This window comes from Halomonas sp. 141 (assembly GCF_002810305.1).
Taxonomy (GTDB): Bacteria; Pseudomonadota; Gammaproteobacteria; order Pseudomonadales; family Halomonadaceae; genus Vreelandella; species Vreelandella stevensii.
Map to the genome: position 1 here is coordinate 34,807 of NZ_PINZ01000002.1, position 21,710 is coordinate 56,516.

At 61.9% G+C, this 21,710-nt stretch carries 20 protein-coding genes and 1 riboswitch; of the genes, 4 read left to right on the forward strand and 16 right to left on the reverse strand.

Going from position 1 to position 21,710, the window contains the following annotated elements:
- Positions 1-9: 9 nt before the first annotated feature.
- Both CWI66_RS01530 and CWI66_RS01535 read right to left on the reverse strand, forming a co-directional pair.
- Complete coding sequence (locus CWI66_RS01530; RefSeq protein ID WP_100730747.1) at positions 10-459, reverse strand: RES family NAD+ phosphorylase; 450 nt, start codon at positions 457-459, stop codon at positions 10-12.
- A complete protein-coding gene (locus tag CWI66_RS01535; protein ID WP_100730748.1) occupies positions 456-872 on the reverse strand; it encodes an antitoxin Xre/MbcA/ParS toxin-binding domain-containing protein in 417 nt (138 codons plus the stop codon). The genes CWI66_RS01530 and CWI66_RS01535 overlap by 4 nt, the downstream gene beginning before the upstream one ends.
- Positions 873-1,241: 369 nt before the next feature.
- Between CWI66_RS01535 and CWI66_RS01540 the strand changes: the two genes are divergently transcribed.
- Positions 1,242-2,237 (forward strand): hypothetical protein, encoded by a 996-nt coding sequence (locus tag CWI66_RS01540; protein WP_232710693.1) that lies wholly within the window; start codon positions 1,242-1,244, stop codon positions 2,235-2,237.
- A 104-nt stretch (positions 2,238-2,341) separates the two neighbouring features.
- On the opposite strand, the gene atzF is transcribed toward CWI66_RS01540, so the two are convergent.
- The 10 genes from atzF to epmB all read right to left on the reverse strand — a co-directional run bounded on the left by atzF (position 2,342) and on the right by epmB (position 15,244).
- The gene (atzF, locus tag CWI66_RS01545) at positions 2,342-4,162 is read right to left on the reverse strand and encodes an allophanate hydrolase (RefSeq protein ID WP_100730749.1); all 1,821 of its coding nucleotides are present in this window, start codon (positions 4,160-4,162) and stop codon (positions 2,342-2,344) included.
- Between the two features lie 38 nt (positions 4,163-4,200).
- Positions 4,201-4,917, reverse strand: a complete 717-nt coding sequence (locus CWI66_RS01550) for a hypothetical protein (RefSeq protein WP_100730750.1) — start codon at positions 4,915-4,917, stop codon at positions 4,201-4,203.
- Positions 4,914-5,993: an isopenicillin N synthase family dioxygenase gene (locus CWI66_RS01555; RefSeq protein WP_100730751.1), complete on the reverse strand. Its 1,080-nt coding sequence runs from the start codon at positions 5,991-5,993 to the stop codon at positions 4,914-4,916. The genes CWI66_RS01550 and CWI66_RS01555 overlap by 4 nt, the downstream gene beginning before the upstream one ends.
- On the reverse strand, positions 5,990-9,610 hold the full coding sequence (gene uca / locus CWI66_RS01560; protein WP_100730752.1) for an urea carboxylase: 3,621 nt from the start codon (positions 9,608-9,610) through the stop codon (positions 5,990-5,992). Before uca ends, CWI66_RS01555 begins: the two co-directional genes overlap by 4 nt.
- A 79-nt stretch (positions 9,611-9,689) precedes the next feature.
- Complete coding sequence (locus tag CWI66_RS01565; RefSeq protein ID WP_100730753.1) at positions 9,690-10,328, reverse strand: urea amidolyase associated protein UAAP2; 639 nt, start codon at positions 10,326-10,328, stop codon at positions 9,690-9,692.
- A 10-nt stretch (positions 10,329-10,338) separates the two neighbouring features.
- Entirely contained in the window at positions 10,339-11,061 is a 723-nt protein-coding gene (locus CWI66_RS01570; protein WP_081136953.1) for an urea amidolyase associated protein UAAP1, read from the reverse strand.
- A complete protein-coding gene (locus CWI66_RS01575) occupies positions 11,058-11,864 on the reverse strand; it encodes an ABC transporter ATP-binding protein (protein WP_081136955.1) in 807 nt (268 codons plus the stop codon). Before CWI66_RS01575 ends, CWI66_RS01570 begins: the two co-directional genes overlap by 4 nt.
- Complete coding sequence (locus CWI66_RS01580) at positions 11,861-12,688, reverse strand: ABC transporter permease (RefSeq protein ID WP_081136957.1); 828 nt, start codon at positions 12,686-12,688, stop codon at positions 11,861-11,863. Before CWI66_RS01580 ends, CWI66_RS01575 begins: the two co-directional genes overlap by 4 nt.
- 73 nt (positions 12,689-12,761) lie before the next feature.
- Positions 12,762-13,835: a putative urea ABC transporter substrate-binding protein gene (locus CWI66_RS01585; RefSeq protein ID WP_016913432.1), complete on the reverse strand. Its 1,074-nt coding sequence runs from the start codon at positions 13,833-13,835 to the stop codon at positions 12,762-12,764.
- Positions 13,836-13,893: 58 nt separating this feature from the next.
- Positions 13,894-14,012, reverse strand: a riboswitch (guanidine-I (ykkC/yxkD leader).
- A gap of 209 nt (positions 14,013-14,221) precedes the next feature.
- Complete coding sequence (gene epmB / locus CWI66_RS01590; protein WP_081136959.1) at positions 14,222-15,244, reverse strand: EF-P beta-lysylation protein EpmB; 1,023 nt, start codon at positions 15,242-15,244, stop codon at positions 14,222-14,224.
- A gap of 112 nt (positions 15,245-15,356) precedes the next feature.
- Between epmB and efp the strand changes: the two genes are divergently transcribed.
- Together efp and epmA are read left to right on the forward strand one after the other, a co-directional pair.
- Positions 15,357-15,923, forward strand: a complete 567-nt coding sequence (efp, locus tag CWI66_RS01595; RefSeq protein WP_016913434.1) for an elongation factor P — start codon at positions 15,357-15,359, stop codon at positions 15,921-15,923.
- A gap of 70 nt (positions 15,924-15,993) precedes the next feature.
- The gene (gene epmA / locus CWI66_RS01600) at positions 15,994-16,974 is read left to right on the forward strand and encodes an EF-P lysine aminoacylase EpmA (protein ID WP_016913435.1); all 981 of its coding nucleotides are present in this window, start codon (positions 15,994-15,996) and stop codon (positions 16,972-16,974) included.
- 22 nt (positions 16,975-16,996) lie between these two features.
- Here the strand turns inward: epmA and asd are convergent, their stop codons facing one another.
- Genes asd through rsgA form a run of 3 tightly spaced genes read right to left on the reverse strand, consistent with a single transcriptional unit; the run spans position 16,997 to position 19,810 of the window.
- Positions 16,997-17,839 carry an archaetidylserine decarboxylase gene (asd, locus tag CWI66_RS01605; protein WP_039177575.1) on the reverse strand — a complete coding sequence of 281 codons (843 nt, stop codon included), beginning with the start codon at positions 17,837-17,839 and terminating at the stop codon, positions 16,997-16,999.
- Between the two features lie 52 nt (positions 17,840-17,891).
- Positions 17,892-18,731: a sulfurtransferase gene (locus CWI66_RS01610; RefSeq protein WP_100730754.1), complete on the reverse strand. Its 840-nt coding sequence runs from the start codon at positions 18,729-18,731 to the stop codon at positions 17,892-17,894.
- 53 nt (positions 18,732-18,784) lie between these two features.
- Complete coding sequence (rsgA, locus tag CWI66_RS01615; protein ID WP_100730809.1) at positions 18,785-19,810, reverse strand: small ribosomal subunit biogenesis GTPase RsgA; 1,026 nt, start codon at positions 19,808-19,810, stop codon at positions 18,785-18,787.
- A 146-nt stretch (positions 19,811-19,956) separates the two neighbouring features.
- Between rsgA and orn the strand changes: the two genes are divergently transcribed.
- Positions 19,957-20,550 carry an oligoribonuclease gene (gene orn / locus CWI66_RS01620; RefSeq protein ID WP_100730755.1) on the forward strand — a complete coding sequence of 198 codons (594 nt, stop codon included), beginning with the start codon at positions 19,957-19,959 and terminating at the stop codon, positions 20,548-20,550.
- Positions 20,551-20,556: 6 nt separating this feature from the next.
- On the opposite strand, the gene queG is transcribed toward orn, so the two are convergent.
- Positions 20,557-21,666, reverse strand: coding sequence for a tRNA epoxyqueuosine(34) reductase QueG (gene queG / locus CWI66_RS01625; protein WP_100730756.1), 1,110 nt, complete (start codon positions 21,664-21,666; stop codon positions 20,557-20,559).
- Between the last annotated feature and the right edge of the window lie 44 nt (positions 21,667-21,710).

The following is a 21,710-nucleotide window of genomic DNA, read 5'->3' on the forward strand; positions in this document are numbered from 1 at the left end:
GGCTGCCAGCTAGTACGCCAGCCTGGGGTCGAGGGGAAACTGCTCAACTGAAAGTTTCGTCAGGCTGGCTTCCGGGTGGCGTGGGTTAAACAGATAGTTGCAGTTATGCGGCACAATCACCGTGGGTACTTTGAGCAGTAAAGCGCTACCTTCATTTAGCCACTGTGAACCTAGCGAGCGGGTGAGCTGCTGCTGTTGAGGCCATGTTTCTGGCAGACTTGCTTCAATCGGCATCTCACTGGCTGTTGAGGGTAACTCAACGCGCAGTAGCGTAAATTGATCAGGTAGCTCCTCAATGCTCATTTCAAAATGAACCAGCACCTCAAGCAGCGCAGTGGCCGGTGAGTCGGCCAAGTAAACCACTGGTTGACCTTTATGGTGCCACCGGCCAGCTGTGATCGTGCCACCTATGCCAGAGAGATCCGTGTAGTTGGATATACGCCACGCTACCTTGGTCATGCCGACAACCCATAGTGAATTTGCTGAAGTAGCTCTTCTACTGCTTCATAGCCTGGCGTCGTGGTAACTGCCGTCAAAGCACTGATTCCCCCCAGCGCACGGCGCGGCTTCTCTAACCAATGAATGGCTTTCTCGCGATTGCCGAAAATCTCTTCGGCGAGGATAACGATTCTACTCGTTCGGTAGAGTCGATCACCCTCGTCGGGGGTTAAGGGTTTTCCTTTTGAGCGCCGGTGATCATGGGTGCGGCGATTGATAATCCCAACACCGTAGGCATCGATACCGTGCTCTTTACGTAGTCGCTCAAGGGCATCCAGCGGTACGCCTTTGCGGATCAACTCATCTGAGCGTGCGCCGACAGAACCGCCCATTAGAGCAATAACGCCGCTTTCCACTACATCGATAGCTTCCATTGAAGCGCTCCTTTTTCGCTAATCTATTACTTAAGTATAGGACGCCTCATCCTGTACGGCAATTTGCTGGATATATGCTCGCAAATTGCCAAAATGTGTAAAAAAAGCGTGAAATGGGAAGAAGTGGTTGAGTTAAAGCTGTCAATTTGACATAGCACTGGTATAAGCAACGGGTATAAACTGGATCTGGTTATAAGCCTGATAGCAGCGCCACAGCGGGAGAGGGTTATGCGTACTGGGTGGTCGATGCGGACTGGATGGTTGATAGTCGCGACAGCCATTCTAGTGGCGGGGGTATTAACCGCTGCAGCTTCTCACGAGCCGTTCGATGACCGGCTAGTGCGTTTGGAAGTACAGCGAGCGTTTCCTGTGCTAGAGACAACCCTTGAGCAAGAGACACCTGAGATCAATGCGCTGTTTCTTAGCTACGCCAACGAGCAGGCGATGTGGATGAGCGCTTCGCTAGCGCTTATACGCCACGGCGATATAGCGAGAAGCGTCTTGGTCGACTACGGGCTTTCCCCTCAGTTTCAGGAGGTACTAGTGCGCTTTGGTGCGGATGCGGTACTGCCCATCAGCTACTTCCGTGATCACGATATCGCTACCCTGCGAGCCCAGCACTGGGTTGGCGAGCGCTATCAACAGGTTAGCCGCTGGTGGAACGATGCAGAAGGAGAGGCGGGTGCTGAGTTCACCCCTTACCGCCGCGGGCAGATGGGCATTGCGCTATTGGACACCAATGGCCACGCGCTGCTAAACCAGTTTGTGGTTAGTGAACAAGGCGACGTGGAGTGGCTGCAGAGTGAGCGCTTAGTCGCAGGCGTCGGCGATTTCTTTACCAGTGGGCTACGCGATTTGGAAAGCCAGTGGCGGCGGGGGGACGACATGGGCGCCGCCGATCTAGGCTGGGCCGGTGTCGATCTGCTGGTGATGGCCAGTACTGTTAAGGTGCTGCGTGCAGGGAGAGCGGCTAGAACCGCTCGGGTAGGCAGCATCGAAGCGCAGGGCGCTCGTGCTGGTGTGCGCCAAGGTATTGTTGTCTCGGGCGGACGCTTCGCCACGCTGCCGCGGATTGCCAAAGTGGCAGCGGTGGCGACCACTGCCTATGTGGTAGTACGACACCCAAGCTTAGTAAGTGCGCTTGGTGCCAATCTATCAAAATGGCTCGGCTGGCCGGTATGGCTGGGCCAATTTCTAATCTGGCTGATCGTATTATTGCCGGTACTGATCATTGCGCGTTTTTTCTATCGTTGGCTGCTCATACCACTGCTGTGGCTACTGATGCCCTTGATGAGATTGTGTTTTAAGGCCGCTAACCGTTCGTTGGCCAAGCGCACTCAAGGGCAGGCAGAGGAGCCAGGTTGACCAGGCTTTGTACGAAAAGTCGGCGAGCGTAGGCAGTTTTCGTACAAAGCCTAAAAGGCCCATCCGCAATGCTTTATATACGCATGGGCCTCTTACCATCAGCGTTAAGATCGACTCGCCAGCCACTGTCGCCAGCCGCCAAATTCGGTGATATCTTCCGCTTCACCGCCTTCATTGAGCGCCCCTGCGGTGCAGATAAAGCCGCATTTCCAGCTGCCGTCGGCAAGCTCCACTTGGCCTAAACCGAGCGGGGCGGGAACACCTGCTAAAAAACTGCCCACGGTTTCGATGGGCAGACGCCACACTTCCACATCAATGGCTTGACCATTGTCATCGCGCAGCATTGCCGGGCGTTTGGGTGGCCCACCTGCCAGGGCAAAAAGCTTATAGCGCGGGGCGCTTTGGGTAGTGCTCACCAATACTCCGCCACGCTCGGTCAATTGGTAGTTAAGCGGTAAGCCTTGCAGGTGTGCACCGCATACTATCAGCTCCATGGTGCCGTCTTGCGCTGAAGCGGGGAGTTCTGTCAAGGGCGGGTGCTGTATGTCGGTGGCACCTAATGGCAGCATTAAACGTGCTTCCAGGGCACGGGCGAGGGAGAGTAACGTTAAGTCAGCAAACACCGGCCCAAACAGTGTCACGCCCACGGGCAAATCGCGCTCGCTAAAGCCTACAGGCACGGCCAGGGCACTGTAGTCGAGCAGGTTCATAAAGTTAGTCCAGGTGCCCAGGCGGGAGTTGACGCCGATGGGATCCGCCGCCACTTCGGCCTTGCTCGGGTGTGTGACCGTGGTGGGCGAGAGCATAACATCGACGTTCGCCATTAACGCATCGGCCTGGCGCTTGAATTCGGCGAGCTTATAGCGCGCATCGAAGGCGTCCACCGCCAGCGGGGTAGCGCCGCCTTGGGTAATTTCAAACGTTACCGGGTGAACCGCCTCAGGATGGGATTGTATCAACTCGCTAATAACATGGTAGCGTTCGGCTACCCAAGGGCCTTCGTAGAGCAAACGCGCTGCTGCGAGTAACGGCGAACAGTCTAGCTCAACTTTTTCGCCGCCAAGGGCTTCCAGCTCAGCAATCGCTTGGTGCATGCCTTGGGTATAGGCCACATCGGTTTGCCACTGGGCTTCAGGCGGTACGCCAAAGCGGAACGCGGAAGGGGCCTTTCCATAGCGTCTGGCGTGCACGGCAAAATCGTGCTTGCGCGACCAGGCGCACTGATCATCATAGGCAGCGGTAATGCTGAGCACTTTCGCGGCATCGTCGGCGGTGAAGGTAAACAGACTAATGGTATCCAGTGTTGCGCAGGCGGGTACTACGCCGCGGGTGCTGAGCAGGCCCAGGCTTGGCTTGACGCCGTACAAGTTGTGAAAACAGGCCGGCACACGGCCTGAGCCCGCGGTATCGGTACCGAGAGCAAAGCTGACCATGCCTGCCGCCGTGACCACCGCCGAGCCGCTGCTGGAGCCACCCGGCACCCGCGTCGGGTCGAAGGCATTGGCGGGCGTGCCGTAAACCTCCAGCGCCCGTTCACCGACCAGCCCCGTGGCAAACTGATCCAGGTTGGTTTTGCCCATGGGGATCGCCCCCGCATCGATCAGCTGCTGCACCACAAAAGCATTTTCCGTAGGTGTATAGGCATACGCCGGGCTGCCAGCGGTGGTCGGAACGCCCGCCAGGTCGATATTGTCCTTGATCGCAAACGGAATGCCGTAAAGCGGCAGGGACTCCGGCGATTCGCCTTCCAGGCGTTGGAGGTAGGGCGCTAATTGCTCACGCGTCAGCCGGGTGATCCAGGCAGGGTCATGGCCGTGTGTATCGGCCAGGGAGAGCAGGTGTTCTACCAGTCGTGCAGGTGTCAGGTTGCCCTGCCGATAGGCGCTGTGCAGGCTGGCGATATCCAGCGCTTGGGTGAGTGCCATGGTGGTCTCCTAATCTAGTTCTGAGCTAGTGGTCTTACCTAGCCGTTCTGGGTCGTGTCGAGCTTGAGTGGCGTGTCGTTCATTGGCGTGGCTGGGTGACTTATGCGCCAGGGGTGGGTCGAAAGACGAATCTGCCACCCTTGCCCATCGCGCTCCAGATAGTCCATGCACAGGCTGGCTCGCCAGCGCAGTGCGTCGTCGCTGGCCTTTTCCAGTGGCGTGTAAAGCGAGTCATGGTGGCCTGATGCGGGGCGCGGAGTGATGGCCATGGCATGGTCACCGATCTGTAACCAGCGTAGCCGCCCTTGGGCGTCGGTGCGCACTAGCTCGCGTTGGCCGGGGGGGCATTGGCGTTGCCAGTGTTCGACGTAGCGCCCGTGGGGGTGCTGCTCTTCGAGCAGGTGGTCATCGAGCCAGGCCAGGTGCCCGACGTCTTTTTCCAAGCTGGGGTTCAGGTCCTGCAGGCGGTGCCAGGTGCATACCGGCCCGTCGATCTGGGTGATGCCGACGAAACCGGTCAGGTGGGCGAGCCATTCGAGCTGCGCTCGACTGCACGCCCCCAAGTGCTCGATGCCTGCCAGCGCATCGTGATGGGCGGGAAGGCGCAGGTCGGCATGCCACTGAGCGCCCTGAATCCAGACCACCTGGGTGCCGGTATCCGTGTACTGGTAGGGCGGCTGAGCGGGCTCGGCATAGAGCGTGCGCTTCCAGACGCCCCGAAACTCGGTTGGTGTGGCGGGGAGTGGTAGGGTCATGAGACGGGCTTCCCGTCTTGGGCAGCCGAGTGCTTGCCGTGCTGGCCCAGGCTTCCCACTTCTCGGGCACCTTCGGGAAGCGTAATCTCACCCTTTGCCAAACGCTCGCGCAGGTAGCGGAAGGTCTGGATCGTTTGGGCGTAGAGGTGTTCGCCCGCTTTGAGCGGTGCGTAATGAGCTTTGCCGTGGCGCTCGACCAATTCAGGCAGCGGTGCCACTTCAGTATGGTAATCACAGGCGAAAAACAGCGGGAAAGAGTAGCGCTCCTGTTTAACTTTGCGCACTCGGTGGGAGGTCGCCACAAATTCTCCGTTGCTCCAAATTTCCAGCATGTCGCCAATATTGACGACTAATGCATCCTCTTGATAGGGGACATCGATCCATTTGCCTACACCATTCATTACCTCGAGCCCCGGTGCCGTGGGTAGCAGCAGCGTGAAGCACTCGTAGTCGGTATGGGCACCGATGCCTTGGGCATCTTCGGCATCAGGGTTATACGGATAGTGGATCAATCGCAGTTGGCTGGGCGGCTTGGTGACGTGGCGCAGTAGCTGCTGCTCATCAAGACCCAATGCTCGGGCAAAGCCGCCCATGAGTGCCCGGCCCACTTGGTAGGCAGCCTCGTAGTAGGCGGCGATAGGCTCGCGGAAACCGTCAAGGTCGGGCCAGGGGTTGGGACCGAGGAGTGGCGTACCTGCCAACACCTCTGGGTCGTCGCTGGGCAGTTCAAAGGCAAGATCAAACGCCTCTTTCATGTCCGGCTTGTTAGGGTCTGGCGACTCTTCACCAGGAGGAACATAGCCTCGGTGGTGGTGGTAGATGCCGATGTAGCGCTCCATTTTGATGGCTTCAGGTTGGGCAAAGAAGCGTTTGGCTTGAGTAATCAAACCCTCGCGAAGCGGGAGGTCGATACCGTGGCCCACCATTTGAAAGAACCCCACGTCTCGTGCGGCGCGACCAAGGTTATCCGCAACCGCTTGGCGTGCAGCGGCATCACCATGGAGTAAACCGCTAATGTCGATAACGGGGATTGCTTGAAAGTCAGCTAAGCGCTGGTCGGCGGTGATCTGGCTCATGCGTTTACCTCCTGTTCACTGGTGAGCACCACAAGTGGTTGCCCCGGGGCAATGGAAGCGCCCTCAGAAAGGGGTAAGCGAGCAACACGGCCAGCGCAGTGGACGGTGATCTCAACTTCCATTTTCATCGACTCCACCAGTGCCACTGGCTGGCCAGCCGTTACCAGATCACCTTCTTCCACCAGCAATTTCCACAGACTGCCGGTGACGGGGCTTTCGATGCCTATTTCGTGATCATCCAGCGCGGTGACTTCGGTGGCTTCCGGGGCCTGGTCTTCAAAGGTGAACTTGCCATTGGCACGCCAGGCGGCCATTTCGGCCTGGAAGGCGGCTTCACGCTTTGAGCGGAAGGTCTCAATTGCCGAGGCATGTTTGTCGATGTCGGCTTGGTAGTCCGCCAAGCGAAAGCGAGTCGTTTCAATGGACAACTCGTAACGACCATGGGGGAAGTCGCGGCGAATTTGCGCCAGATCCCCGTGGCTGACCTCATGAAAACGCAGTTGATCAAAAAAGCGCAGCAGCCAGGGGTTCTCGAAGTGGGCCGTGGTGCGATAGCGGTTCCACATCTGCAGGGTGCGCCCCACGAACTGGTAGCCGCCAGGGCCTTCCATGCCATAGATGCACAGGTAGGCGCCGCCGATACCCACCGAGTTTTCGGCGGTCCAGGTGCGGGCCGGGTTGTACTTGGTGGTAACCAGCCGCTGGCGCGGGTCGAGGGGCGTGGCGACCGGTGCGCCGAGGTAGACGTCCCCTAGCCCCATGACGAGATAGCGGGCGTTGAAGACGATATCGCGCACCTGCTGCTCGCTTTCCAGCGCATTGATGCGGCGTATGAAGTCCAGGTTGCTGGGGCACCAGGGGGCGTCGGGTCGCACGCTGCGCTGGTACTTGTCCACCGCTTCCTGACAGGCGGGGTCGTCCCAAGAGAGCGGCAGGTGCACCACGCGGGACTCAACTTCCAGCGACTCGACATCCACCAGCGCCTGTTCGGCCTGGCGCAGGTGGTCGAGCAACTGGTCGAGGCTTAGCTCGCGGGGCTCGTAGTGGACCTGCAGGGAGCGAATGCCCGGCGTCAGCTCGCGCAGCCCCACCACTGGGTGCTCGCGTAGCCACAGCATCCAGGCGTGGACCCGAAAGCGCAGCGCGATATCCAGCTCCATGGGGCCGAACTCGATCAGCAGGAAGTCGTCACCTGCGCGGCGGTAGACGATGCGCTCGCCTGCCTGAGCAGCATCGACCTCGCGGAGCAGCGGCGAGCCGCGCTCGGCCTCACAAACGGGCGCGGGCTGGGCGGATAGCTGCTGCAACTGCGTCAACTGATGCGCTTCCAGGGCGCGGGCATCTTCCAGGCGGATCGGCACGAAGCGCACCTTGTCGCCTGCCGTCAGTTGGCCCAGCTTCCAGCGTTCGGCGCGCACGACCGTGGCCGGGCAGACGAAGCCGCCCAGTGAGGGGCCGTCGGGGCCCAGGATGACCGGCATGTCGCCGGTGAAGTCGATGGTGCCGAAGGCGTAGGCGTTGTCATGAATATTGGAGGGGTGAAGCCCCGCCTCGCCGCCATCGGCGCGTGCCCAGGTGGGCCGAGGGCCGATGAGCCTGACGCCGGTGCGGCTGGAGTTGTAGTGAACCTCCCACTCATGGTCGAAAAAGCGCTCGATATCCTCGTCGGTAAAGAAGTCCGGGGCGCCGTGGGGGCCGTAGAGAACCGCAATGCGGGTCACCTCCGGGCCGCCAAAGGTGGGGATCAGCGCTGGGTCCAGCGTCTTGACGGGCGCAGCTGAAAACGCGGGCAGGTCCAGCATGTCGCCACTGCGCAGGGCACGACCACCGTGGCCACCAAACTGGCCCAGCGTGAAGGTGCTGCGTGAGCCCAGGTAGCGGGGGCAGTCGATGCCGCCCCGCGCCAGCAGGTACGCGCGGGCGCCCACGGCGGCCTTGCCCAGGGTCAGGGTGGCGCCGGCTGGCACGTCGATGACCTGCCAGCCGGAGATGGCGGTGCCATCGAGGGTGGCAGGCAGCTCGGCGCCCGCCAGCACGATCTGGGTGGCGCGATGAAAGCGCAGCGTGGGGCCATTCAGGGTGATTTCGAGCCCGGCGGCCTCGTCGGGGTTGCCCAGCAGCCGATTGCCCAAGCGAAACGACCAGTCGTCGAAGGGACCAGATGGGGGAACACCCACGTCCCAGTGGCCTTGACGCCCCGGGTAATCCTGCACGGTGGTCAGCGTGCCCGGGCTGAGAACTTCCATGGCGGGAGGGGCCCATGCCAGCTGGGTGAGCCAGTGCGTATCGATCTGGGCGGCGTCGAAGCGGGCGTCCCTCAGCACATGGGCCAGCCAGCGGCGATTGGTGGCAATGCCATATACCGAGGCATCTTCCAGGGCCGTGGCCAGCCGGGCAATGGCCTGTTGGCGAGTGTCGGCATGGACCATCACCTTGGCCAGCATGGGGTCGAACAAGGGGGTGACTTCCAGGCCTGCTTCGAGGGCGTGGTCGATACGCAGGCCCTGATCCTCGGGGAAGGTGACTTCGGTCAGCAGCCCCGCGCTGGGGCGGAAATCGTGCGCTGGGTCTTCGGCATATAGCCTGGCCTGCACGGCATGGCCACGGGGCTGCAGGCCCTCTGCCAGGCTGGCCAGCGGGGGGAGTGCCTGGCTACCGAGGCGTACCATCCACTCGACGATATCGACCCCGTAGACCAGTTCGGTCACCCCGTGCTCGACCTGCAGGCGGGTATTGACCTCTAGGAAGTAGAACGCCTCGCGTTCGGCATCGTAGATGAATTCGACGGTGCCCGCACTGCGGTAGTTGACCGCCTGGCCAAGCTGCACCGCCGTGGCGTGCAGGGAGCGCCGCACGGCATCAGGCAGGTTGGGAGCAGGGCACTCCTCAAGGACTTTCTGATGGCGCCGCTGGGTGGAGCAGTCCCGCTCGCCAAGGGCAATCACCTGCCCCTGACCATCGCCGAACAACTGCACTTCCAGATGGCGAGCACGGGCGATGTAGGCTTCGAGAAAGACGCCGCCATCGCCGAAGTTGCGCTCGCCCAGACCTTTCACCGAATCAAAAGCGCGGGCCAGCTCTGCCTGGGAGTGGCATACCTGCATGCCGATGCCGCCACCGCCAGCGGTGGACTTGAGCATTACCGGGTAGCCGATACGCTCGGCGTGAGCCTTGGCGTCTTCCAGCGAGGCCAACAGCGGTGAACCGGGGACCAGCGGCACACCGGCCTGTTCGGCCAGCGCGCGGGCTTCGTGCTTCAAGCCAAATTGGCGGATCTGCTCGGCGGTCGGGCCCAGGAAGACCAGACCGGCCGTGTCGCAGGCGCTGATGAAGCGGGTGTTTTCCGACAGGAAGCCGTAGCCGGGGTGAACCGCTTGGGCGCCGCTTTGCTGCGCAATGGCGATGAGCTTGTCGATGTTCAGATAGGTCTCGCTGGCGCCGCCTTCACCCAGCGAATAGGCTTCGTCGGCCTGGTGCACGTAGGGCGCATCGCGGTCGGCGTCGGCGTATACCACGACGCTCTGGATGCCGAGGGCGTTCAGCGTTCGCAGGATACGCGCGGCAATGGCCCCGCGATTGGCAATCAATACCTTGGACAATAACGGTGTCATGGACATGGTGGTGCCTGCAAAGAAGGGCGGGCCGTCCCGCAGATGAATCAGCCCCTTGGGGTCGTCCCCAGGAGGAAAAGTGACCTCACTCCCAGACCAGCAGCTCGATGGGCGTCGGGTGGTAGCCGTTACAGGGGTTGTTGAGCTGAGGGCAGTTGGAGACCAGCACGATGACATCCATGTTGGCTTCCATCTCGACGTACTTGCCGGGGGCCGAAATACCGTCGGCAAAGGTCAGCCCGCCGCCGGCCGTCACCGGCACGTTCATGAAAAAGTTGATGTTGTGGGTGATGTCGCGTTTGGTCAGCCCGAACTCGGGATAGCGGGCAATGGCCTGCATCCAGTTGTCGCGGCAGGAGTGCATATGGCGCTTTTCGAGATCGTAACGCACGGTATTGCTTTCGCTGGCGCAGGCGCCGCCCAGGGTGTCGTGGCGGCCACAGGTATCGGCGGTGATGGTCAGCATGGTGCGACCTTCACTGGACATCAGCCGGGTGCCCGCCGTCAGGTAAACCGCGCCTTGTTCGCGCACGGTATCCATGGCGCTGTAGCGCTCGGCGGTATCGTCGGCATTGAAGAACAAGGTGTCGGCGGCCTGGTTACCCTCCAGGTCCAGAATGCGCAGGGTCTGGCCGCGCTTCACGGTGCCGATGTAGTGGTCACCGGCCTCGACGGTGGTGCGGCGGACGGCGTTTTCAGGGCGTAAGGTGCTTTCGATGATCATGGTGTCCCCCTTAGAGGCCGAGGTGGTAGAGGCGATTGTTGGCAAAGCCACGTGCGTTTTCGGGCCGTGAGCGGTAGCAGGGGTCTTCCTCGGTGGGAGGCTCCGCCGTGCCTAGCGCGATATCGACGCCGCGACGGGGGTAGTGCGAACTGGGGTCGAGGGGGTGCGGGCAGGTGTGCAGCAACACCAGCGTATCCATCTCGAAACGCAGCGTGACGCGGCTGCCCGGCTGGCAGTGGTTGTCGACATAGCGCAGCTTGCCTGCGTCATCGCTCTCGACTCGTGAAAACAGGTTGAGGTTGGCCGCCAGATCGCGTCGGCCCAGGCCGTATTTCGCCAGCTCGACGAGAAAGGCATCGTGGCCGGTGCGGGTCCAGTCATTATGGGCCTGCTGGTAGCTCACCGGCTGCCAGCCCTTGGCCAGAAGGTGGTGGGGCATCAGGTTGCCGCCCACGCTATCGTGCCAACCCAGGGTGTCGTGGGTGATCGACGCAAAGATGCGGCCCATGTCGGAATAGAGGCAGTGGCCCTGGGTGAGTTTGAAAGTGTGCTGGCACTTCAGGGTATCCGGCAGGTTGAGGCGCTCCAGCAGGTTTTCCGGGTTGTAGCAGAGCAGCCCTACGTTGCTGTTGGCCTGCTGGGCTGACAGGGTCAGCGTGGTGCCGCGGCGCAGGCGCAGGGACCAGTGATGGCCGCCGGGCAGGTGCGTGGCGTAGTCCGCGTGGGTTGTCATGACAGCGTCTCCTGTACGTGGGTGGTCAGACCGCGTTCCGCCAGCGTGTCACTCAGTGCCTGGGCGGAGTGTGCGCGGTTGGCCTGTTTGCCGATGGGCAGGTCGTAGGTGATGGTGGCGCCATAGGCCTCGGGGGCCTGGGGGTCGTGGCGAGTCTTGTCGAAGACCCACAGCCGCGTGCCGAGGGCGAAGGCTTCCGTGAGGTCGTGGGTGATCATGAAAATGGTCAGCGACTGTTCTTGCCAAAGCCGCGTGATCAGCGCGTGCATGTCCTGGCGAATGCCGGGGTCGAGCGCGCCGAACGGCTCGTCCAGCAGCAGTAGCCGAGGTTTCATCATCAGCGCCTGGGCAATGGCGAGGCGTTGCTGCATGCCGCCGGAGAGCTCGTGGGGGTACTTGTGCAGCGCATGGCCCAGGCCCACCTCCTCGATGCGCGCCGTGGCCACTTCGATGGCGCGCCGCCGGGATGCACCAAAGCGCTTGCCCAGCAGCGGGGCAGTCCGCAGCTCTTCGGCGATCATGACGTTGGCCAGGACGGTCAGGTGGGGGAAGACCGAGTACTTTTGAAACACGACGCCTCGGTCAGGGCCGGGTTCGTCAGGAATGGGCTGGCCATCCAGCAGCAGGCTGCCTTTGGAGCGCTTTTCGGTGCCCAGCAGCATTTTCAGGAAGGTGGTCTTGCCACAACCTGAAGCGCCCACCAGCGTCACGAACTCGCCTTCCTCGACGGAGAAGTTGAGGTTTTCCAGCACCACGTGCTGGCCATAATGCTTTTCCAACCGGTGGGCGGAGAGCAGGCTCATGATTTGTCTCCTTCATCGGCGTGATACCAGGGGAAGGCCAGCCGTGATACCCAGGCCAGCAGTTGATCCAGCACAAAGGCCAGCAGGGTGATCCAAGCCACGTAGGGCAGAATCACGTCCATGGAGAGGTAGCGGCGCACCAGAAAGATGCGATAGCCAAGGCCCTCCTGGGCGGCAATCGCTTCTGCTGCAATCAGGAACAGCCAGGCGCTGCCCAGCGCCAGCCGTGTGGCATTGAGCAGCCGAGGCGTCAATTGAGGCAGCAGCACTCTCAGCAGCACTTGCCAGGAGCTGGCGCCCAGGGTCTGGGCCTTGATCAACTGTTCGTCTGGCAGGCGCAGGGCGTGGCCCTGCAGGTCTCGAATCAGAAAGGGCGTCACGCCCATCACGATCAACGCGATCTTGGCCGCTTCCCCGGTGCCAAAGGCGATGAACAGGATCGGCAGAATGGCCATGGGCGGTATCAGCGACGTTACCGTGATCAGCGGCGAGAGCTTGGCGCGCAGCAGCGGAATGCCGCCACTCAAGATGCCCACCACCAGGCCGATCAGCGCGCTGATACCGACACCGATCAGCAGCCTTTCGAGGCTGGCGAAAGTGTCGGTCCACAATACGATCTGGCCGGTGCGCACGTTCTCGGCCGTGGCCAGGTGGTGAAAGGTCTGCGCCATGCTGCCAGGGGAAGGCAGCAGGCGGTCGTTGGGGTTGTCAGCCAGGCGAGCACTGGAGGCGCTCAGGTAGAGCATGCCCAGTACCAGAAACGGCACCAGTCCCAGCAGCCAGCGGCCGCCGCGCGAGGGCGACAGGTTAATCAAGCGCTTCATGGCAGGGTCCACCAGGTAAGTAAGGGGCAGAAGCGGCGAGCCGCCGCTTCATGGGGCGAATACCGTGGCCTCGTTACTGTGCGTCGAGGTACGCCTGAGTAAAGGAAGGATCGAAGCGCAGCTGCACGTTACTCTCGTCACCGAAGATACCGCTGGGCGTTTCGATGCCCACCACGCCCGCGCTGGGTGCCATGTCGCCCAACAGCCCGTGGGTAAAGCTGAAGTCGGCCACTCGCTCCATGGTGTCCAACAGCTCGGGGCTTTCCATCAGCGCCACGGCTTCGGCGGGGTCGGTATACAGGTAGGTTGCCTCTAGCTGGGCACGGTAACCCTCCAGATCGGTGCCGGCGGCATCGGCCATGATCGTCAGCGCGTGCTCGTCATTGGCCTCGACAAGCGCCATGACCTCGTACCAGGCGCCCACCAGGGCGTGTCCCAGGGCGGGGTAGTCGGCCAGGGTTTGGGTGTTCACTACCATCATGTCAAGAATTTCACCGGGGATTTCCGCCGAGGTGTACACCACCTGGCTGTCCGGCATCTCGGCGATGGTGCTGAGCTGCGGATTCCAGGCGGCTACGGCTTCGGTACTGCTGCTGGAAAACAGGCCGACGATATCGGCGTCGGAGGTATTGACCGTTTCGATGTCGCGCTCGGTCAGCCCAACGCTCTCCAGGGCGCGTGCCAGAAAGTAGTGAGACACGCTGAACTGCACCAGATTGACCCGGCGGCCTTCGATATCCGCCAGCTCACCGCCCCCTTTGAGCACGATGCCGTCATTGCCATTGGAGTAGTCGTTGATGATCAGCGCGGTGGAGTCGACGCCGCTGGCGGCAGGAATGGTCAGAGCGTCCATGTTGGTCATGGCGCAGCCATCGACGTTGCCCGAGGTGAACTGGTTGATGGACTCGACGTAGTCATTGACCTGTATCACGTCGATAGCGATGTCGTGCTGCTCGGCCCATTTGTCGACGATGCCTTCGACATCGGCATAGGCCCAGGGCATCCAGCCTGCATAAATGGACCAGCAGACGCTGAATTGATCACGCTCCTGGGCATGTACGAAAGAGGGGGCCAGCGAGGTGGCAAGCAGGGCGGCAGAGAGCGGGGCCAGCAGATATTTACCAGGGGTGCGGATGGAACGGGTCATGAGAGCCTCCAGCGGCTAAGTAAAAACTCAGGGGGCATCGGCGCATCACTGTGCCTTATCCTCCCGGGCTTTTATCCCGCCGTGTAACCTTGCGCTTGCAAGGTCGATCGCTCTCGGACCAGCCACAGCCATCAGGGGCGTTTCGTTGATGGTGTCGGAACCCTAGCGATCTATTGGAAACTCGATTGTGCGGCTGCGATAGCGGCCAATACCCCGTGTGTAACATCATGAACACAGCAAAATATTGGCCGCTTGCTTAAAAATGACGGTGAATCATGCGTTTGGCGACGTTTCTGACGAACAAGGCATGCAGCGTCGCTTTTGTCTGCGCATTTTTTTGGTGCGTTATCATTGGGCTTGCACCACGCTGTATCGGTTGTCAGCGCTTACAGCGGCGTCTTGCTCATCCTGCCCGGTACTTCTCGCACCAGCCTGGGCATCAGGAAGCCGGGCAGGTGTTCGAGCAACTGCTGGACCAGCGCTTTGGCGCGTTCGTCGGTGACGTCGTAGTGGGCTGCGCCTTGTACGGGGTCGAAGGCGTGCAGGTAATAGGGCAGTATCCCCGCCTCGAACAGTCGTTCGGAGAGCGTGGCCAGGGTCGTGACGTCATCGTTGATGTCGCGCAGCAGGACGCTCTGATTGAGCAGCGTGACGCCCGCCTGTTTGAGGCGCGCGCAGGCTGCGACCACGGCCTGGTCGATCTCGTTGGCGTGGTTGATGTGCAGCACCATTACCTTTTGCAGCCGGGTGTTGCCAAGCCAGCCCAGCAGGTGGTCATCCACCCGGTCCGGGATGACCACCGGCAGGCGCGTATGCAGCCGCAGTCGCTGCAGGTGGGGAATCTCTTCCAGCTGCGCGACCAGCCAGCTCAATTGCCTGTCGTTGGCGGCCAGCGGGTCGCCGCCGGAGAGAATCACTTCCCGAATGGCGCTGTCCTGGCGGATATAGCCAAGGGCTTCCTGCCACTGGGCTCGCGAAGGCGCGTGCTCCTGGTAGGGAAAGTGGCGGCGAAAGCAGTAGCGGCAGTTGATGGCGCAGGCCGGGCTGGCGATCAACAGCACGCGGTTGGTGTATTTATGGATCAGGCCTTTGGCCGGGCGGTGCTCGGCTTCTTCCAGTGGGTCGGTGACATAGCCAGGCGGCGACAGGGCTTCTTCGGCCAGCGGCAGGACCTGGCGCAGTAGTGGGTCGCTAGGGTCGTTGGGCGCGATGCGTGACAGGTACGCCTCGGGCACGCAGATATCGAACAGGCGATGCCCCGCCTGGGCTTCTTGCTGCCACTGGGCGTCCAGGCCAAGGTGCTGGCAGAGGGTTTGCGGGTCGCGAATGGCGCGGGATAGTTGCCGTTGCCAGGAGGCGGGCGCCTCGTCGGATATCGAGTGACCGGCAATGATGATGTTCTCCTGCAAAAAGCCCTCCTTCGGGTTATCATGCGCGCACTTGGCTACAAGGTTAACGACGGCGGAGCAGGGCTGCGCGCGTCACCGACTGAAACACACCATAGAACCATTGAGAGGCAGTATGGCGAACTATTCTACCAATGAATTCAAAGCGGGTTTGAAAGTAATGCTCGATGGCGATCCTTGTTCGATCGTCGAGAACGAGCTGGTCAAGCCTGGCAAGGGTCAAGCGTTCAACCGCGTCAAGCTGCGCAACCTGATGACTGGCCGTGTCGGTGAGCGCACGTTCAAGTCTGGTGACTCGCTGGAAGGCGCTGACGTCATGGATCTGGAGATGGAGTACCTCTACACCGACGGTGACATGTGGCACTTCATGAAGACCGACGGCTCTTTCGAGCAGTACGCGGTAGAGAAAAAAGCACTGGGCGAGACCGAAAAGTGGCTCAAGGAGCAGGTGCCCTACACTCTGACGCTGTGGAACGACAAGGCGATCTCGGTCACGCCGCCCAACTTCATCGAGCTGGAAGTCGTCGAAACCGACCCCGGCCTGAAAGGCGATACTGCTCAGGGCGGCTCAAAGCCTGCTACGCTTTCCTCGGGTGCCGTGGTACGCGTACCGCTGTTCATCAACCAGGGCGAAGTGTTGAAGATCGATACCCGCTCCGGTGAATACGTATCACGCGCTTGATCGGCGTCACTTGCAAGCGGTAAGCAAAGCCACGCACTCTGCGTGGCTTTATGTTGTCAGGGAGAAGGGAATGACGGCCAGTTGGCAGCCAACAGCATCCATGGAGACGCTACGTGAGCGTGCGCGCCTGCTTGCGGCAGTGCGCCATTTTTTCGTATCACGCGATGTCATGGAAGTAGAGACCCCCGTCCTCGGGCAAGGGGGCAGTACCGATGTCAACCTCGTGTCGCTGGCGACGCGGGCACGCACCGACAAGGGCCAGCGCAAGTTGTGGCTACAAACCTCGCCGGAATTTCACATGAAGCGGCTTTTGGCGGCGGGAAGTGGGCCGATCTTTCAGCTGGCTCGCAGCTTTCGTGATGGAGAGGTGGGGTCGCGGCACAATATCGAATTCACCATGCTGGAGTGGTATCAGCCGGGCTATTCGCTCGCCCAGCTGATCGAAGAGACCACGGCGCTGGTCGCCCATGTGATGCCCAATGCCCCTGGGCCGGTGGTGCACTACCGCTACCGTGAGCTGTTTCATACGCATCTGGAAGTGGACCCTTTCACCACCTCGCTGGACACCTTGCGTCTGGTAGCGGCCGAGCGGGGCAGCATGCCCGCCAAGGCGCTGGCCGAGGAGGGGCGTGATACGTGCCTCGATCTGCTCATGGGCATGGTCATCGAGCCGCGCCTGGGCCAGCAGGAGCTGAGCGTGGTGGTGGATTATCCGGCCAGTCAGGCGGCACTCGCGCAGCGCCATCAGGATAGCGATGGGGAGTGGGTGGCGTCGCGGTTCGAGCTCTATCTGAACGGGGTTGAGCTGGCGAACGGCTACCATGAGCTGACCGATGCCGACGAGCAGCGCCAGCGGTTTGCCCGCGATAACGAGGAGCGTCGTCGGTTGGGGCTGAGCGAAGTGGACGTGGACGAGCGGCTGCTGGCCGCGCTGGCCCATGGAATGCCTGCTGCCTCCGGTGTCGCGCTGGGCATCGACCGGTTGATACAGCAGGCCTTGGGTAAGGGGAAGCTGGAGGAAGTACTGGCGTTTGCTACCCCTGCCTGTTGAGGTTGGCCGTGCCGGGCGTTGGCTATGACGCCTGCGGCGTTGCCAGGGATTGGCCCATGGCCACCTTGGCGCCCAGCTCATGCTCGGCAAAGGTGATCGGCTTGGCGAAGCAGGTGACCACCGTGGAGCCCAGCTTGAAGCGGCCCATCTCGGCGCCTTTTTCGATCACGATGGGCTGGCCGAAGACCATCCGCTGGGGCGTGCCCGCCAGCGGGGTCACCTGGCCTGCCCAGACGGTCTCGATGGCGGCCACGATCATGGCACCCACCAGCACCATGGCCATGGGGCCGTGCTCGGTATCGAAGATACAGACCAGACGCTCATTGCGCGCAAACAGGCCGGGCACGTAGTTGGCGGTGGCCTGATTGACGGAGAACAGCCGCCCCGGCACGTAGATCATTTCGCGTAGCGCACCGGTCACCGGCATGTGCACGCGATGGTAATCCCGAGGGGAGAGGTAGACGGTGGCAAAGCTGCCTGCCATGAACTCCTGGGCCAGCGCATCGTCCCCCCCCAGCAATGTATGCACCGAATAGCGATGCCCCTTGGCTTGCACGATGTCGCCTGCGCACAGGCGGCCAAACTGCGAAAGGGTGCCGTCGGCCGGGCTGAGGATGCCGTCGCCCAGGGGGCGGGCATCGGGCTTCAGTGCCCGAGTGAAGAAGTCGTTGAACGTGGCGTAGGCGGTAGGGTCCGGTTCCAGTGCTTGGCTCATGTCCACGTCGAAGCGTTTGATGAACGCCTTGATGACGGCGTTCTTGACCCGTGGTTGATCGCACGCGGCGACCTTGCCCGTCAGCCGGGAAAGCGCGTGATGGGGCAGTGGGTACTGCAGTAGCGAAAAGGCTTTTTGAGAAACGGTCACAGTGGTGTCTTTGTCTCGATGTCGGTTGAGTGTCGTTGGCGCATGGCAGGCATCAGCGTTCGATGGGGGTATCGTCGCGATTGCCCCATTCGCCCCAGGAGCCCGCGTAGCCACGAATGTTGAAGCCCAGGGCCTTGCCCACCAGCCAGGTAAAGCTGCTGCGGTGGTGGCTTTGGCAGTGGGTGGCGATCTCCATGTCCGGTGTCAGGCCCAGCGCGCCCAGTTCGGTGATCAGTTCGGCGTAGTCGCGAATGCGCAGCGCGCGTTGGCGATCCATGGCATCTACCCAATCCATGTTCACCGCGCCGGGGATGTGGCCCAGGTGCTTGTTGTTGCCACGCTCACCGTCGTACTCGGCCTTCGAACGGGCATCCCAGATGGCGAACTGCTTGTCGTTCAGCTTGTCGAGAATCTCGTCGCGGCTGATGGCGGCCTGAGGATTGAGAATGTCGGCCTGATAGTCACTGGGCGTGGGGGCCGTGGGGTCGGTGCTCTCTTCGAGGCCCGCGTCGCGCCACGCATGAATGCCGCCATTCAGGTAGGAGTAGCGGGCATGGCCAATCAGCTCCAGCGTCCACAGCAGGCGAGCGGCCCAGCCGCCACCCTCGTCATCGTAGGCCACCACGTGGGTATCACGGGTCAGGCCCATGGCGCTGAACAGCTGCGAGAGAAACGCTACGGAGGGCACGTCGTTGGGGACCGGGCCCTCGCCGCGCATCAGATAGCGGTAGTCGAGGTAAATGGCGCCGGGCACGTGCCCCTGCCGGTAGCTGTCGCCATTCAGTGGCACATCGACGATCAAGAGCTGAGGGTCGCCCAGATGCTCGACGAGCTGTTCTGGTTCGACGATCAGTGGCAGCACGTTGGTTTCGGAAGAGTGGCTGTTGGTCATGGTCGGCTCCCTGTCCCTGCAATGAAAGTAATCTGAGCCATCGGCGTCAGCCGTCAGGCCTGGGTGTTCAGGCTATCCAGTATGCGTCGGTAGCTGGTAAAGCGCTCTGGGTGAATCTTGCCCGCCTCGACGGCATTCAGTAAAGCACAGCCGGGTTCATTGCGATGGCGGCAATCCCTGAAGCGGCATTGGCCCAGGTGGGGGTGAAACTCGATGAAGCCGTTGGTCACTTCCTGTTCATCGAGGTGCACCAGTCCGAATTCGCGGATGCCGGGGGAGTCGATCAGCTCGCCGTCGTGCACTTCGTCGCTGCGCATGGCGTAAAGCCTGGCGGTGGTGGTGGTATGAGTGCCCTTGCGCGAATCTTCCGAGAGGGCGCCGATGCGCAGGGTCTCGTCCGGCAGCAGCAGATCGATCAGCGAGGATTTGCCTACCCCGCTCTGGCCGACGAACACCGAGGTACGGCCCTCCAACTGCTGACGCAGGGCGTTCAGGCCGTCAGGGTTGGCCGTGGTGGTACGCACCACCCGATAGCCCAGTTGGCGGTAACGCTCCAGCAGTTGGCCGAGTTCGCCACCGCCTTCCGGCAGCAGGTCGGTCTTGTTGAGCACCAGTACGGGCGTGATGCCGGTGGCCTCGGCGGCGACCAGGTAGCGGTCGATCAGGTTGGGGTGCGGCGCAGGCTCCACCGCAAAGACGATCAGCAGTTGGTCGATGTTGGCGGCCACCGGCTTGAGCTGCCCTCTGGCATCCGGGCGTTTGAGGATCGTGTCGCGCTCCTCCCGGGCCACCACGACGCCAGAGCCATCCTGACCCGCTCGCCAGATCACCCGGTCGCCGGTCACCAGCCCTTCCAGGTTGGCGCGCAGATGGCAGCGTACCGGGGTGCCGTCGGCATCGCGAACTTCCAGGGTACGGCCGAAGTGGGCCATCACGCGGCCTGGCTGTTCGGGACCATACTCCCCGGCGGAGAGCTTTTCGGCATCCCGCGCGTCGCGTTTTTCCGCCCGCTGAGCGCGCTCGGCCTGAATTTTTTCGACGCGCCACTGCTGCTGACGGCTTAATTTACGTTTGCTCATGACCACCCGATGATCGTTACAATAGCAGGCATTGTAACCACCTGAGCCACCCACTGTCCCCTATGGGGTGCGGTGCAAGGCAATATAAGCGACACTTTTATGCACATCGCTCGTGTTGGAGCGATTTTGGCCAAGGAATGAGACGAATGAGTGAGCAAGCCGTCACCCCGCGCAGCGACCTGCTGGTATGGATCGACCTGGAGATGACCGGCCTGGAGCCGGACAAGGAGCGCATCATCGAAGTGGCCACGCTGATCACCGATGCGCATCTCAACGTGGTGGCCGAAGGGCCGGTGATTGCCGTCAAGCAGCCGGACAGCCTGCTGGCCGCCATGGATGAGTGGAACCAGAAAACCCACGGTGAGTCGGGGCTCGTGGCGCGGGTCAAGGCCAGCCAGGTGAGTACCGAAGAGGCCGAGCAGCAGACGCTGGCGTTTTTGAGCCGCTACGTGGTACCCGGCTCATCGCCCATGTGTGGCAACAGCATCCATCAGGATCGCCGCTTTCTGGAGCGCGAGATGCCCGCCCTGTGGAGCTTCTTCCACTACCGCAACCTGGATGTGTCCAGCGTCAAGGAACTGGCCAAGCGCTGGAACCCGAGTGCGCTGGAAGGGTTCAAGAAGCGCAACGTGCATTTGGCGATGGACGACATCAAGGAGTCGATAGCCGAGCTTGCCCACTATCGCAGCACCTTCCTGCGCGTGGCGCCCGGCAGCGACAGCAGCATTGATCCGCGCTGACGTTTTTCAGCCTTGCGTCGCGATGCGCGCTGCACGCTTCTGGTGCTGCTCTGCCAGTGCCCAGACCACGTGCTCGCGGACCAGCACGCTGGGGTAGGCGCGGCGTGCCCACAGGGCGGCTTCGACATCACGGCTCCAGGGCGCATTGCCCAGGCCCACCGCCAGGTTGCGTAGCCAGCGCTCGTAGCCGATGCGGCGTATCGGGCTCCCGGCGGTCTTGTCGAGAAACTCCGCCTCGCTCCAGCCGAACAGGGTGACGAGCGAGGCGCGGTCGAGATCGTGGCGCGGGGCAAAATCCTGCTCCTGGGTCGGGCGTGTGAAGCGGGTAAACGGGCAGACCAGCTGGCAGTCATCGCACCCATAGACACGGTTGCCCATGGCCCGACGGTACTCCACGGGGATCGCGCCGTGCAGTTCGATGGTCAGGTAGGAGACGCATTTGCGCGAATCGACCACCTTGTCATCGACGATGGCGCCGGTGGGGCAGGCCGTGCGGCAGGCGCTGCAGCTGCCGCAGTGCTCTCGCTCGAAGGGCGGGTCCACGGGCAGGGGCAGGTCGGTATACAGCTCGCCGAGAAAGAACAGCGAGCCAGCCTGGGGGTTGAGCAGCATGGCGTTCTTGCCGAACCAGCCAAGCCCTGCCTTCTGGGCCAGGGCACGCTCCATGACCGGGGCCGAGTCGACGAAAGCGCGAAAGCCAAAGGCGCCCACCTCTTGCTCGATCTGCCGCGCCAGCTGGGCCAGCCGTTTGCGCATCAGTTTGTGATAGTCGCGCCCCAGCGCATAGCGCGATACATAGGCACGCTGGGGCTGCCCCAGTACTTTGGTGGTGGCAACGTCGGCGGGCAGGTAGTCCATGCGCACGCTGATCACCCGCTGTGTGCCGGGTTCCAGCTCGGCCGGGCGGGTGCGCTTGGTGCCATGCTTGGCCATGAAGCCCATGTCGCCGTGGTAGCCCTGTTCCAGCCAGCGCTCGAGATGGCGCTCGTGGACGGCAAGATCGGTATCGGTGATGCCGATCTGCTGAAAGCCCAGCTCGCGCCCCCAGCGCTTGATCCGCTCGGCGAGTTGCTGGAGTTGCTCGGCAGAGAGTGAAAAATCAGAGGAAGGTGGCATGGTTGATCAACGTTGGCGCGACAGGCGCGCTATGCTAACCCATT